Source organism: Ramlibacter lithotrophicus (genome assembly GCF_012184415.1).
Classification (GTDB): Bacteria; Pseudomonadota; Gammaproteobacteria; order Burkholderiales; family Burkholderiaceae_C; genus Ramlibacter; species Ramlibacter lithotrophicus.
In genome coordinates, this window is record NZ_VTOX01000006.1 from 246,802 (window position 1) to 260,726 (window position 13,925).

A 13,925-nucleotide genomic window follows, 5' to 3' on the forward strand; every position below is an offset into this window, starting at 1 on the left:
CACCGCCGCGTCAGGGACGGGCCGGATCCTCAACGGGAAGAGAAAGGGTGAAGGTGGTCCGTCCCCCTGCGCTGGCCGCGCCGATGGTCCCGCCATGCAGCGTCGCAATGGAGCGCACGATAGCAAGGCCAAGGCCGCTGCCGCCCTGACCACGCGCGCGCCCTTGGTCCACGCGGTAGAAGCGCTCGAAGATCCGCTCCTGGTCGGCAGGCGAGATGCCTTCGCCGACGTTGCTCACCGTCAGCGTGGCCACTTTGCCGGCGCTGCCGACCTCTACGTCGACCGTCGACCCCCTCTCAGCGTGCCGGATGGCATTCGACAGCAGGTTGGTGATCGCGCGCTGGATCATCAGGCGATCCGCCTGCAGACTTGGGGCGCTTCCGCGCACGTCGAGATTGAGCGCCTTTTCCTCGGCGATGGCCGAAAGGTAGTCCGTCACCCGTCTGGCCTCCTGCGCCAAGTCCACCGCCGCCCGTTCGATCGGCGCCACGTTGTGTTCCGCGCGCGCAATGAACAACATATCGCTGATAAGCGTCGACAGCCGCTCGAGCTCTTCGACGTTGCCTTCAAGTACCGCCCGGAGCTCGTCGCCGCTGCGATGCCTGGACAACGCCACCTGCGTTCGGCCCAGCAGCGTGGCGACGGGGGTCCGCATCTCGTGGGCGAGGTCGCCAGCGAAGTCTTCGAGCTTGCGGTAGCCCTCATCGATGCGCTCCAGCATCGAGTTGAACTCGGCGGCCGTGCTCGCCAGTTCAACCGGCAGACCCGCCATGGAAAGTCTGCGATTCAGCGACTTCGTGCCGATGGAGGCAGCCAGCTGATTGAACCGCCGCAGCGGCGCCAGACCGGTGCGGGTGATCACGCCGGCACCGGCCGCGACGACGATCAGCAGCAATGGCAGCGCGATCAAGGTGGCCTGCAAAAAGCCGCCAAGCAAGCGCGAGTCCCGGGCCCGGTCGACCGAAAGATAGAAGTCCACTTTGCTGCCGTCGGCAAGGCCGGCGGCACCGTGGATGCCGCTGAAGCGCTCGCCGCTGGCCCGGCGCCAGGTGTGCAGCCCGCTGGATCGCGCTGCCACTCGGCGAAGTGCGGCGACGGACTCTGCCCCGATGTCCGAGAATCCGGTGATGAGAGTGCCTCCGTCGGGCTCCAGGATCGCCAGGTGCAAGTCGTCGTGGCCATAGAACAGTTCCGCGAAACGGTCGTTCGACTCACCGATGGCTTGGCGGTTCGGAACCTCCAGCAGGATGTGGATCAGGAGACGCCGGCGGCCCTCCATCTCGGCCTCGGCACGTTCGTCGAGCTGGTTCGAGAGAGTCCAGAAGCCGACGGCCGTGGCCCCCCCGACCACGACCAAGCCGAACAAAGCACTTGCGAACGCGAGGCGCAGCGCCAGAGAGCGCTGTTTGAGGAAGTTCAATAACTGTTTCATTGGTTTTGTGCTGGCGCAGCCGCCAGAGCATACGACGTACACCCCAACCACGCACCCGAGACAGCGCGCCCCGCGTTTTCCTAGCCGATGCTTGATGACAGATTTGTCATCGCGACGTTAGCCTGCCGTCATGTCGTTGCGCGCAGACTCCCGGCCGCAGGCCCACAAGAAGCGCCTGCATTACGCAACTTCCGGAGTTCACCATGTTGAAAGTGATTGCAACCGCCGCCGCGGTTCTCTTCAGCGCAAACGTTGCGCTGGCCGCCGACAAGGCGAATGTCGACAAGTCCATTCCGCTCAAGGACGGCTCGACGGTGTACATCTTCAAGGACGGCAAGATGGCCATGGAAGACAAGCTCGGGCGGGTCGTGCCGATGAAGCCAGGGCACGTGATGCAGACCAAGGACGGCCAGAGCATCCTGATGGTCGGCAATGAACTCGCACGCCTCGACTGGATCAGGAAGTCCGACCTCGGCGGCAAGTAGTCCGGCCCTGGCCTGCCTCCCTCGGGCACCCCCTCCTCATGGAGAGGCAGGTGCCGCTCGGCGCAGCGCATGCCCGCAGCACCGATCGCGATCTCCCGCTGTTGCGACGAAAGACCAAGGCCGCGTGTACATGACGCATTTGTCATCCTGACGTCAGCGTGCTGTGGCCGTCTCCTTTCTACAGTGGCAACCGTGATGCACGACTTGCATCCAGCTGGTTCCTCAGGAACAGCAACGTTGAACCATTCAAGAAAGGAACATTCATCGTGTCAGTTCGAAATACCGCGATCGCCATCGCTCTCGCCGCCTCGGCGCTCCCGGCTGCTTTCGCCCAAAGCGGCAGCGTCTTTGTCGGGGGGGAAGCCGGGTGGATCGACCTTCCGGTGCAAAGCAATCTCACGCGCGAGCAGGTTCGCGAAGAGTTCCTGCAATTCCGCAAGAATCCAGTCGGACCGGACGGTGGCCGCTTCGTTGGCGGGGAGGCTGGATACATCATGCCGCCGCCAAAGCCGGACTCGCCGAAACCGGATCCGGTCATGACCCCGGCGGAACGCAAGCGGTTCCAGGAGCTGTACCCCGCCTAGAGCTACCGCCGTTCACCCAGTTCGGCAGCGCAGGAATTGCTTGCTCACTCGAGATGCACATGAAAGCCTCTTCCGCACTCACGCTGCCGCTCTTGCTGGGAGCGGTGCCTCTTCTTTCCGCCTGTACCACTTTGCTGGACGGGCGCTACGACTACCGCGACGGGTGGCGACGGGGCAAGGTCGTCGCCGTCATCCCGGGTGCAGCGGTCGAGCGGCCAGGTTACTGGTCCTGCCTGAGGCAAGTGCCTGCGGCCCAGAGGGCGGCGACCAACTACGTGCTCGTCCTCTACCCCGTCACCGGACGGGCGTCCCGTACCCGCCTCGTCCCACGGATGCCTGGGGTCGATGTCGCGCCCGGGGACAGCGTACTTGTCAATCTGGCGCGATGCGACGATGCAGTCGTGCTGCGTGGGAATCCGGACGCGGCAAACCTGCAGCCGAGACTCGACGAACGCACGGTGTTGACGGATGTCAATCGACCGGAAGCGCCTGTGACTAACCTTCACCGCTCGGCGGGTGACGTGAACGCAGAATCTCCGCCACCGTTTTTCCCCAGCGATGACCACAATGATCTTCCGGCCCACACTTGACCATCCACCCCGGCAATCGCATGTGCTGCGCACGGCAGCGCTTGCCGCCGCCCTCCTCGTTTCCGCAAGCTTGCAGGCGGCCGAACTTGGCGAGGACGTGCAGGGCCTCCTGGACATCGCCCGCACGCAAAACCCCGAACTTGCCCTGATGCGTGCGGAAGCCGAAGCCGCCGGCCAGCGCGTGCAGCCCGCGGGCGCCCTGCCCGATCCGTTGCTGCGCGTCGAGCTCATGAATGTGAACAACTACGGCAACGACGCCGGGTTCAACCTGCTCCCGAACAAGGTCGGCGAGACGCGCTACACGCTGATGCAGATGCTGCCGTGGCCCGGCAAGCTGGAACTGCGGCGCGGCGTCGCCCAAGCCGACGCGCGCCAGGCGCAGGCTCGCACGGAGGCCGCCTGGAACGAACTGGCGATGCGGATCAAGACTGCCTATGCCCGCTATTACCTGGCGGCGGGAAATGAACGGCTGGTTCTCGAGATCCTGGACCTGATGAAGCGCATCGAGCAGATCGCCCAGGTGCGCTACGCCGGGGGACTGGTGGTCCAGCAGGACGCGATCCGCGCTCAGCTGGAACAGACTACCATGCGCGCCGAGCTGATCATGCTGGAGAGCGAAAAGCGCCAGCAGCGGGCACGGCTGAACGCACTGCTCTCGCGCGAACCGGGAGCACCGCTCGGCGAGCCCAGGGCCCTGCGGCCGCTGCCGCCCCCCGCGGCCCTGGACGTACCCGACCTCGCGCAACGGGCGCGCGCCAGCAATCCGCAGCTGGTTGCCGAGGAGGCGCGCCTGGCGAGCGCCGAAAAGAGCCGCGAACTGACCTTGCGCAACCGGTATCCCGATTTCTCGGTCGGCCTGCAGCCCACCCAGATGGGGTCCCGGATCACCAGCTGGGGCGTGATGTTCGAGATGAACATTCCGCTGCAGCAGACTACGCGCCGCTCGCAGGAAGCTGAGGCGCAGGCGATGGTGACCGCGGCGCGCGCGCGCTGGCAGAACGTCGCCAACCAGCTGGTGGGCGAGCTGGGCGAGACGGTGGCCATGCTGCAAGCCGCTCGCCAGACCGAGGCACTCGTGAGCAACCAGACGCTGGCGCAAAGCGAGCTGAGCCTGCGCTCGGCCATCGCCGCCTACGAGAACGGGCGCCTGGACTTCACCGCCTTGCTCGAGGCGCAGCGCGAGATCAGGAAGGCGCGCCAGGAGCAACTGAAGGCACAAGCCGAAGCCCAGGTCCGCCTGGCCGAAATCGAACGCATCGTCGGAGAAGCACTGTGAAAGCAACGAACGTGATCGCGGGCCTCGTGCTCCTGGGCATCGCCAGTGCCGGGGGGTACTGGCTGGGTGGACAACGGCAAGCGACGGATGCGGCGGCGGGTGCAGCGCCGGCGGGCAGTGCCTCGGCCGCGGCGCCGAAGGCCCGAAAGGTACTCTATTACCGTAACCCGATGGGCCTGCCGGACACCTCGCCGACGCCCAAGAAGGATCCGATGGGAATGGACTACATACCGGTGTACGAGGGCGAGGACGAGGACGCCGGCAAGCCGGGGACCGGTAACCAGATCCGCATCAGCACCGAGAAGATCCAGAAGCTGGGCGTGCGCGTGGAGCCCGCCAGTTTGCGGGCGCTCGGCAAGACGGTGCGGGCCGCCGGCCGAGTGGAGCCCGACGAGCGCCGCGTCCACGTCATCTCGCCCAAGTTCGAGGGCTATGTAGAGCGGCTGCACGTAAACGTCACGGGGCAGTCAGTGGCCAAGGGCCAGCCGCTGTTCGAGGTCTACAGCCCGGAGCTGGTCTCGGCGCAACGCGAGTACGCCATCGCCGCGCAAGGCGTCCAGGCCATGGCATCCGCCGCCACTGAGGCACAAGCCGGCATGAAACAACTGGCGGACTCGAGCCTCGCGCGCCTGCGCAACTGGGACCTGTCGTCCGAGCAGGTGGCAGCGCTGGTGAAGACTGGCGAAGCGCGGCGCACGGTGACCTTCCGCTCGCCGGTGGCGGGAATCGTCACCGAGAAGAAGGCCGTCCAAGGCATGCGCTTCATGCCCGGCGAAATGTTGTACCAAGTGACTGACCTGTCCTCGGTCTGGGTGATCGCCGACGTCTTCGAGCAGGACATCGGCCTGGTGCGCAACGGCTCGCAGGCGACCGTCCAGATCAACGCCTACCCGGACAAAGCCTTCCGCGGCCGCATCACCTATGTCTACCCCACGATGAATGCGGACACCCGGACAGTGCCGGTGCGGGTGGAGTTGGCCAATCCGGGCCACCTGCTCAAGCCGGCGATGTTCACCCAGGTGGAAGTGCAAGTCGGCGGCAAGACCCCGGTGATCGCGGTTCCCGACTCGGCCGTCATCGACAGCGGCACCCGGCAAATCGTGCTGGTGCAGGCCGGCGAAGGCCGTTTCCAGCCACGCGAAGTCAAGCTCGGTGCTCGCAGCGACAACTATGTCGAAGTGCGCGAAGGGGTGAAGGAAGGCGAGCGGGTCGTGGTCGCCGCCAACTTTCTGATCGATGCCGAGAGCAACCTGAAGGCGGCTGTCGGCGGGCTCGGCGGACATTCGGGCCATGGCAGTGACCCGAACGCCAGCGGTGCCGCGGCGACGCAGGCCAAAGGCACAAGCGCTGCGGCGGTCGGCCATCAGGGCCAGGGAACAGTTGACACCGTGGACGCCAAGGCCGGCACTGTCAGCCTGAACCACGGCCCGATCGCCACCTTGAAGTGGCCGGCCATGACGATGGAGTTCAAGGCCGCCAATCCGTCGTTGCTGAAGGACCTCAAACCTGGCATGGCGGTCTCGTTCGAGTTCGTCGAACGCCAGCCGGGCGAGTGGGTCGTGACGTCGATCGTGCCGACCGGGGCCAGGCCCGCGGCGAATACCGCGGCCGCCGCCAAGAGCCACTCCGGCCACTGACACGGAGCCGACATGCTCAACAAGATCATCGAGTGGTCGGGACGCAACCCGTTCCTGATCCTCCTCGCGACTGCGTTCATCGTCATCGCCGGCGTCATCGCCGTGCTGCGGACACCGCTTGATGCATTGCCCGACCTGTCCGACGTCCAGGTGATCGTCTACACCGAGTATCCGGGCCAGGCGCCGCAGGTGGTCGAAGACCAGGTGACGTATCCGCTGACCACGGCGATGCTGGCGGTGCCGAAGTCGAAGGTCGTGCGCGGCTTCTCGTTCTTCGGCGCCTCCTTCGTGTACGTCATCTTCGAGGACGGCACCGACATCTACTGGGCGCGCACCCGCGTGCTGGAGTACCTCAACTTCGCCGCGGGCCGGCTGCCCAAGGGCGTGACGCCTGCGCTCGGCCCCGACGCAACGGGCGTGGGCTGGGTCTACCAGTACGTTCTGCTGGCCAAGGACCGGACGCTTGCTGAGTTGCGCACGGTCCAGGACTGGTACGTGCGCTACCAGCTGACCAAGGCGCCGGGCGTGGCCGAGGTTGCTTCGATCGGCGGCTTCGTACAGACCTACCAGGTCACCGTCGACCCTGTGAAACTGCGCAGCTATGGCATCCCGCTCTCGAAGGTCTCGCAGGTCATCCGTGACTCCAACCGCGACGTCGGCGGCCGGGTCGTGGAAATGGCCGAGACCGAGTACATGGTGCGCGGCAAGGGTTACCTGCGCGGCAAGAGCGACATCGAACTGCTGGTGGTCAAGAGCGAGGGCGGCACGCCGGTCCTGGTACGCGACATTGCCCGGGTCGAACTGGCGCCGGACGAGCGCCGCGGCCTCACCGAGCTGAACGGCGAAGGCGAGGTCGTCTCCGGCATCGCCATGGCGCGCTACGGCCAGAACGCGCTGGAGGTGATCCACAACCTCAAGGCGAAAGTCGAAGAGATCTCCGGCGGGTTGCCGCAAGGCATGACGATCCAGGCGGTCTATGACCGCTCCGATCTGATACATCGGGCGATCGACACCCTGACGCGCACCTTGATCGAGGAAAGCCTGATCGTGGCCGCCGTCTGCATCGTGTTTCTGTTGCACGTGCGCTCGGCCCTGGTGGCGATCTTCATGCTGCCGGTTGGCGTGCTGATCGCGTTCATCGTGATGCGGCTGCTCGGCATGAACTCGAACATCATGAGCCTGGGTGGCATCGCCATCGCCATCGGCGCCATGGTGGATGCGGCCATCGTGATGATCGAGAACGCCCACAAACACCTGGAGCGGCTGCCGCCGGGACATACCGTGAAGGAGCGGGGCGACGCCATGATAGCCGCCTGCAAGGAGGTGGGGCCCGCCCTCTTCTTCTCGCTGCTGATCATCACCGTGTCGTTCCTGCCGGTGTTCACGCTGGAGTCGCAGGAGGGGCGGCTGTTCTCCCCGCTCGCCTACACCAAGACCTTCTCGATGGCCGGGGCGGCGCTGCTCTCGGTCACGCTCGTGCCGGTGCTGATGATGCTGTTCATCCGCGGCCGGATCATGCCGGAGGCGAAGAATCCAGTGAACCGATTCCTGATCTGGGTCTACCGGCCGATCATCGCGTGGGTGATGCGCTGGAAGAAGCTGACGATCTTGCTGGCAGTCGTCACGATGGTGGTATCGATCTATCCGGCCTCGAAGCTGGGCAGTGAGTTCATGCCGACGCTGAACGAAGGCACCTTGCTGTACATGCCGGCGTCGCTGCCGGGCATGTCGATCACCAAGGCAGCCGAGGTGATGCAGACCCAGGACAAGATCATCAAGAGCTTCCCCGAGGTCGAATCGGTCTACGGCAAGGCGGGGCGCGCCAACACCGCCACCGACCCGGCACCGGTGGAGATGTTCGAAACCGTGATCAACCTGAAGCCCGAGGAGCAGTGGCGTCCCGGCATGACCACCGACAAGTTGATCGCCGAGATGGACAAGGCGCTCCAGTTCCCGGGCATCTCCAATGCCTGGACCATGCCGATCAAGGCCCGCACCGACATGCTGTCCACGGGGATCCGCACGCCCATCGGGATCAAGGTGTTCGGCAAGGACTTGGCCGAGATGGAACGGCTGGCCAAGGAGATCGAAGCGGTCGTGAAGAACGTTCCAGGCACCACCTCCGCTTTTGCGGAGCGCATCACCGGTGGCTTCTACTTCGACATCGAACCGAACCGCGAGCAGCTAGCCCGCTATGGTCTGAGCATTGGCGAACTGCAGGAGGTGATCGGCACGGCCCTCGGCGGCGAGATGGTGACCACCACCGTGGAAGGCCGCGAGCGCTTCAGCGTCACGGTGCGCTATCCACGCGAGTTGCGCAGCAATCCGCAACAGATCGAACGAGAAGTGCTGGTGCCGACGATGAGCGGGGCGCAAGTGCCTCTCGGGCAGGTCGCCCGCATCAAGGTGGTGCGCGGCACGCCGGGCATCCGGACCGAAAACGCCCTGCTGTCGGCCTACATCTTCGTGGACATCCGCGACCGGGATATCGGCTCGTACGTCAAGGACGCGCGCCAAGCGGTCGTCGACCAGGTCAAGTTCCCACCCGGCTACTACATCACTTGGAGTGGCCAGTTCGAGTACATGGAGCGGGCGATCCAGAAGATGAAGATCGTCATCCCCGTCACCCTGCTGACGATCTTCCTGTTGCTGTACCTGAATTTCCGGCGGATCGCTGAAACCGTGATCGTCATGCTGTCGGTGCCGTTCGCCCTCATCGGCGGCATCTGGCTCATGTGGTGGCTCGGCTACAACCTCTCGGTTGCGGTGGCGGTCGGCTTCATCGCGCTCGCCGGGGTGGCCGCGGAGACCGGCGTCGTGATGCTGATCTACCTGGACCAGGCGTGGCAGGAGGCGAAAGAGCGCTGCCGCCATGAGCGGCGGGACCCCGACGTGGCCGACCTGTATGGCGCCGTCATGGAAGGCGCGGTGGAGCGGGTTCGACCGAAGATGATGACCGTAGTGGCGATCATGGCCGGCCTGCTGCCGATCATGTGGGGCACCGGGACCGGCTCCGAAGTCATGAGCCGCATCGCGGCACCAATGGTCGGGGGCATGATTTCCTCGACGGTGCTCACCCTGGCGGTGATCCCCGCGCTCTACGCCCTCGTGAAGCAGTGGGAGATGCGGCGTGATCGGCGCGCCGCCGCACAGGCGACCCCATCCGGCCTGGCGGCGCTGGCCGCAGCCAGCGGGGAGTAACCGCTTGCCTGGCGGGTGCAGATCGGCTCAATGGCGCACGAGTTCTTCGGCCTGCCCAGCGAGTCGCACGAGGTCCTCTCGCTCGCGGTGCTGAACGGTGCGTTGATGTTTCTCCTGCCGGTGGGGCTCATCGCCTACCTGTGCTGGCGCGACAAGCGCAAGGCACGTGCGGGCGTCGCCAAGCCGCGTCGCCGCCGGCGCCGCCGGGCTAGACCAGGCAGGCAGCCGGGGGTGTAGCCGCGCACGTCTCACATCTTCTGAAGGTACGTCATGCCCGGCGCCGACGCCGCTCTCGCACGCCGTTCGACGGCATGACATGACCAATCGGTAATCTCGCCGTCCGCTTCCGGTCAGGACAGCGGAAGGAAGATGCAATCCGCAGGTTCTGCGGGGCCTGTGATCTGACGCGGAATTCTCCACTGAAAGAAAGGAACCACCCATGAAGACTGTCGCAGCACTGGCGATCGCGGCGCTCCTCGCCGCCTGCTCGTCGCTTGGTACCTCTACCGGGCAGTACACACCGGACAGATCGGATCGGTCGCAGAACGGCGGCCCGATGGGGGCATCCACCGGCGGACCTTGAAGGGAGGGCGACCCAGGACTCAGGATCGCGCCGTTGCTTCCACGGCGCGTTCAAGGCCTTGACGAAGCGTTTGGACCGACTTTCGTGACGCGTCCTCGCCAGGGACGGGAAGCCGCTTTCCATCCTTGTAGTTCGCATGCGCAGCGGCCCCTTCTTCTGCGAACTGGTGCATCGCGGCCGATCTGATCTGGATCTCGAACACTGCCTGATCCCGATCGCGCGCGGAGGTGTGCAAACCGCGATATCCGTTTTCCTTCGGGGCAGCGATATAGTCCTTGAAGCGGCCGATCACCGGCGGATACAGATCGTGAACCACGCCCAAGGCGTGGTAACAATCCGACTCAGTCGGCACCACGACCCGCATGGCAAGAAGATCGTGCACCTGGTCGAAGCTCAGGTTCTTTTCTCTCATCTTCTTCCAGATCCCGGCGGCGTGCTTGATCCGGCACCCGATGCGAAGTACCGGAACGCCTCTGGTTGCCAGGCTATGGCGGATCTCGCCGGTCCGCTGTCGGACCTGTGCGTCGAGCTGCGACCGCCGCGCGTGCAGCTGCCGGCTCACATCGTGGAACCCGTCCGGGTCAAGCACCTGGAAGGCCGCATCTTCGAGCTCGATGCGCAGGTCTGGCCGGCCGAGCCTTTCTGCCCGGGGCGCGAGCCGATCCCAGGCCAGCCGGGCCAGTGCTCGACGGTCCACTTCCGCCTCGCCGCGATCTTCCAGTCGGCGCAGCGACGTTTGCAGCGCACAAATGGCCTCACCCGCGTCGTCTCGTGGAAGTTCTGGAGAGGCGAATTCGGCAGGTGCCGCACCGGCAACGCGAGCATGCGTGTCAGCCGCTGCCGCATAGGCTCGTCGCTGCGCGGCGATGAGGTGTGCCGCCGTACGACTCAACTCGTTGGCCAGCGCGCGGAAGCGCCAGCCGAGCCAGCGCACCTCCCAGGCGCCGCCCGGGTCCGGCATGGCGTCCCAGTAGCCCAGCTCCATCATCTGAACGCCGGTCAGGAGACGCTCGATCGGTCCTGTCACCTCGCGCCGGATCACCACATGGAGCAATGCCAGGGTCGCCGCGGCGGTAAGAGCGACATGAAGCGCCCACCCCCACCACCGCCGCGCACGAGCGGCCAAGTAGTCCGTACCGTCCTGTGCCACCACCAGGGTCACCGGCTCGGCGCCGAGGGCGGCAGATGTCAAGGACATGTTGGCGCTCAGCAGCGGAGCTTGGGTCGTCGCGGGACGCTCTCCTTCCTCCACCACCAGCTGGCCGGAAGCATCGATGATCGCCAGGTAGTGTCGTTCGCGGCCACGCACCACGAACGACGAATGGAATCTGGTCACGGCGGCCTGCGCCTCCTCGCGGTTCGTCGCACCATGCAGCTCCGCCGCCAAAGGGCTGAGGGACTCGCTCAGGAGCGATTGCCTGTCACGCAACTCGGTGTGCAGGTCCCATGCGAGTTGGCCCCCCGTGACGAGCGCCATGACGCCCGACACGACCAGGGTCGTGAGAAATCCGAGCCGCAACCCCAGGCCCATGCCGCGCGCGACCGGCGTGTTCGCCAGTGCCACGGCGTCAGCTGCCGACCCCTGCGGGCCTGAACCAATGCACTGCCCGCGCGAGTGCCTGCGCTGGAGCCAGAACATACTCCCCAACCATCGGCCGATGCGCATTGCGATTGGGTTCATGTGCGCCAAGGAATCACGGCCGTACGTACCAGCTTGAGGAGTTTCAGTGTCAACGGGAGGGCGTGACCAGACGGTGACGGCTGCATTACCTTCCTGTAAGAAGGTTTCCTCGACCGACAGGCGCCGCTTGCCTCACGAACAGCGGGCCGGACCTCGCAGATAACAAACTTGTCATCTGGGCGACCAGCAGTGGTCATGGGCGCGGGCGCACATTGGCAATATGGCCACGCACAGGCGGGACACTCCTCCAATCGTCATCGTCCATGGTACGCATTGCGACTGCGTGCAGCTCGCGGCGGCGCTTGGGCTTGCGCCAAGTGCCATCCCATTCTTCTATTGCAGGAACATCCTTCAGCGGCGGTGGACGATGACCTGCAGGCACGGTGACGTTCAGGAGCCGCAAACGCCGGCCGGCCCCAGCGAGAAATGGAAGGAGCCGACGTACATGAACCCGGTCATGACCATCCTGGTGCAGAACGCGTGAGCGACACAAGCAAGCGAAGAACATGAGCACACTTCCCAGGCCAAAGGCGTCGCCCGGCTCCGCCGGTACGCGCTCCCGGGCATACGCCAAGGCGCAACCATCCGGCGCCATCGCTGCAAGGCACGACCCAGCCGAGCACAGGAGAGAGCCTTCGCGCCCCGAGTTGCCGTGGCTCCAGGCGTGGAGGTATCAGGTGGACTTCCTGCAACGCAGCGTGCTGTTCCTGGACACGCTGCGCGAGCGTGGCGAAAACCTGCTGGCACACGAAAAGAGGGGACTGCCGCCGCTGCTGGCTTTCGAGTACGAGACAGTCCTCGACGCCCGGCGCTTCGAACACCCCGCGAACTATGCATTGTTCAGAGTCATCGGCCACCGCGACGGTGACTCGGCCCAGCCAACCCGGCCGTGTCGGCCGGTCATCATCTTTGATCCGCGCGCCGGGCACGGGCCAGGCATCGGCGGCTTCAAGGGCGAGTCGGAAGTAGGGATGGCGCTGGAGCAAGGCTACCCAGTCTATTTCGTTGCCTTCTTTCCTGACCCATGCCCAGGCCAGTCGCTCGCCGACGTGCACCATGCGTTGCGCCGCTTCGTCGCCGAGGTTGCAAGGAGGCATGCCGGGCAGCCCCCCGTGCTGTACGGCAACTGCCAAGCGGGCTGGGCGGTCGTGCTGCTCTCCGCCGATTGCGTAGGGACCGCAGGGCTCGCCGTGTTGAACGGCTCGCCACTTTCATACTGGGCAGGGGCGCCCGAAGTCAACCCGATGCGCCTGGCCGGTGGCTTGTCTGGCGGCGCGTGGGCGGCACACATGGCCGCCGATGCGGGCGATGGTTACTTTGACGGCGCTTGGTTGGCACTGAACTTCGAGCTACTCAATCCGGCGCACACGCTGTGGGAGAAGAACTACCAGCTGTTCGCCAACGTCGACACCGAACGCGAGCGCTTCCTGCAGTTCGAACGTTGGTGGAGCGGCTATTACCGGCTCTCCCGGGAAGAGATCGTGGCCATCGTGGAGAACCTGTTCATCGGCAACAAGCTGGAACAGGGCCTCATGAGAATCTGCGAACACTGCGTCGCGGACTTGAAGCGCATTCGCAATCCCATCCTGGTCTTCGCCTCCAGCGCAGACAACATCACGCCGCCGCACCAGGCCCTGAACTGGGTTCCGGTAATCTATCCCACGACGCAGGCGCTCAAGGCTGCCGGACAGCGCGTCGTCTATCTGCTCAACCCCCATGTCGGCCATCTCGGCATCTTCGTCTCGGCGGACGTGGCGCGGCGCGAGCACCGTGCGATCCTTGGACACGTGGACGAACTCGAGGCGCTAGCCCCGGGGCTCTACGAGATGAAAATCGTCGACGGCGCTGCAGCCACGGGTCCGTCAACGGCCCCGCGGGTCGAGTTTCATCCCCGCCGTGTCGAGGATCTGCGCTACGACTACCCGCGCAAGGCGTTCGAGCGAGCGCGCGACCTGTCCGAGCTCAACGAATTGCTGTACCGGGCGTTTCTCAGCCCATTGGTCAGGGCCACGTCGAGCCCATGGTCTGCAGAGCTGTTGAAGTGGCTGCATCCCATGCGGTGGAGCCGCTATCTGTGTGCAGAGCGCTTCTCCCCCTGGATGGCGTCGATCAGAATGCTCGCGCCACTGGTCGAGAAGAACAGAATTCCCGTGGAGATTGACAACCCGTACCTGGCGCTCGAGCGGGTCGCCAGCGGGGACACGTTGCGCGCACTGGAGACATACAGGAAGGCCCGCGACTCGGCATATGAGGCCGTCTTTACTGTCTTGTTCGAGCAAGCGCCGGCCGGCTTCAAGCAAGTCGCGGCGGCCTCCACGACGAGCAGCCCGCTGCGGCGCGCCAAGCGCAACCGCATCCCGCGGCGGCTGATGGAAACAGACGACCCCGGGACGAACTGCCTTTGTGCAGGCATGCCGACACGCACCGGCGTCATCAGCTGAGCTAGCCATGCGCGG

At 65.3% G+C, this 13,925-nt stretch carries 10 protein-coding genes; 8 read left to right on the forward strand and 2 right to left on the reverse strand.

The genetic code is table 11. The features are described from left to right. Nucleotides 1–10: 10 nt before the first annotated feature. Entirely contained in the window at nucleotides 11–1,432 is a 1,422-nt protein-coding gene (locus RAMLITH_RS17330; RefSeq protein ID WP_238344242.1) for a heavy metal sensor histidine kinase, read from the reverse strand. A gap of 203 nt (nucleotides 1,433–1,635) precedes the next feature. Here RAMLITH_RS17330 and copK point away from each other — a divergent pair, with 203 nt between their 5' ends. The 7 genes from copK to RAMLITH_RS17365 all read left to right on the forward strand — a co-directional run bounded on the left by copK (nucleotide 1,636) and on the right by RAMLITH_RS17365 (nucleotide 9,442). Then, nucleotides 1,636–1,917 carry a periplasmic Cu(I)/Cu(II)-binding protein CopK gene (gene copK, locus RAMLITH_RS17335; RefSeq protein WP_168108683.1) on the forward strand — a complete coding sequence of 94 codons (282 nt, stop codon included), beginning with the start codon at nucleotides 1,636–1,638 and terminating at the stop codon, nucleotides 1,915–1,917. Between the two features lie 266 nt (nucleotides 1,918–2,183). Then, nucleotides 2,184–2,501 (forward strand): DUF4148 domain-containing protein, encoded by a 318-nt coding sequence (locus tag RAMLITH_RS17340; protein WP_168108684.1) that lies wholly within the window; start codon nucleotides 2,184–2,186, stop codon nucleotides 2,499–2,501. 59 nt (nucleotides 2,502–2,560) lie between these two features. Next, the gene (locus tag RAMLITH_RS17345; RefSeq protein WP_168108685.1) at nucleotides 2,561–3,091 is read left to right on the forward strand and encodes a hypothetical protein; all 531 of its coding nucleotides are present in this window, start codon (nucleotides 2,561–2,563) and stop codon (nucleotides 3,089–3,091) included. A gap of 22 nt (nucleotides 3,092–3,113) precedes the next feature. Continuing rightward, entirely contained in the window at nucleotides 3,114–4,367 is a 1,254-nt protein-coding gene (locus RAMLITH_RS17350) for a TolC family protein (protein ID WP_337786173.1), read from the forward strand. Continuing rightward, nucleotides 4,364–6,004: an efflux RND transporter periplasmic adaptor subunit gene (locus RAMLITH_RS17355; RefSeq protein WP_168108686.1), complete on the forward strand. Its 1,641-nt coding sequence runs from the start codon at nucleotides 4,364–4,366 to the stop codon at nucleotides 6,002–6,004. Before RAMLITH_RS17350 ends, RAMLITH_RS17355 begins: the two co-directional genes overlap by 4 nt. Nucleotides 6,005–6,016: 12 nt before the next feature. Then, entirely contained in the window at nucleotides 6,017–9,205 is a 3,189-nt protein-coding gene (locus RAMLITH_RS17360) for an efflux RND transporter permease subunit (protein WP_168108687.1), read from the forward strand. A 30-nt stretch (nucleotides 9,206–9,235) separates the two neighbouring features. Further along, the gene (locus RAMLITH_RS17365; RefSeq protein WP_168108688.1) at nucleotides 9,236–9,442 is read left to right on the forward strand and encodes a hypothetical protein; all 207 of its coding nucleotides are present in this window, start codon (nucleotides 9,236–9,238) and stop codon (nucleotides 9,440–9,442) included. A gap of 365 nt (nucleotides 9,443–9,807) precedes the next feature. On the opposite strand, the gene RAMLITH_RS17370 is transcribed toward RAMLITH_RS17365, so the two are convergent. After that, complete coding sequence (locus RAMLITH_RS17370) at nucleotides 9,808–11,352, reverse strand: bifunctional (p)ppGpp synthetase/guanosine-3',5'-bis(diphosphate) 3'-pyrophosphohydrolase (RefSeq protein ID WP_168108689.1); 1,545 nt, start codon at nucleotides 11,350–11,352, stop codon at nucleotides 9,808–9,810. Between the two features lie 623 nt (nucleotides 11,353–11,975). Here RAMLITH_RS17370 and RAMLITH_RS17375 point away from each other — a divergent pair. After that, nucleotides 11,976–13,910: a DUF3141 domain-containing protein gene (locus RAMLITH_RS17375; protein WP_168108690.1), complete on the forward strand. Its 1,935-nt coding sequence runs from the start codon at nucleotides 11,976–11,978 to the stop codon at nucleotides 13,908–13,910. Nucleotides 13,911–13,925 lie beyond the last annotated feature (15 nt).

Bases quoted from the DNA above. Each gene is read 5' to 3' on its own strand.
- copK (WP_168108683.1), top strand. From the start codon at position 1,636: ATGTTGAAAGTGATTGCAACCGCCGCCGCGGTTCTCTTCAGCGCAAAC.
- RAMLITH_RS17375 (WP_168108690.1), top strand. From the start codon at position 11,976: ATGAGCACACTTCCCAGGCCAAAGGCGTCGCCCGGCTCCGCCGGTACG.
- RAMLITH_RS17345 (WP_168108685.1), top strand. From the start codon at position 2,561: ATGAAAGCCTCTTCCGCACTCACGCTGCCGCTCTTGCTGGGAGCGGTG.
- RAMLITH_RS17330 (WP_238344242.1), bottom strand. From the start codon at position 1,432: ATGAAACAGTTATTGAACTTCCTCAAACAGCGCTCTCTGGCGCTGCGC.
- RAMLITH_RS17365 (WP_168108688.1), top strand. From the start codon at position 9,236: ATGGCGCACGAGTTCTTCGGCCTGCCCAGCGAGTCGCACGAGGTCCTC.
- RAMLITH_RS17360 (WP_168108687.1), top strand. From the start codon at position 6,017: ATGCTCAACAAGATCATCGAGTGGTCGGGACGCAACCCGTTCCTGATC.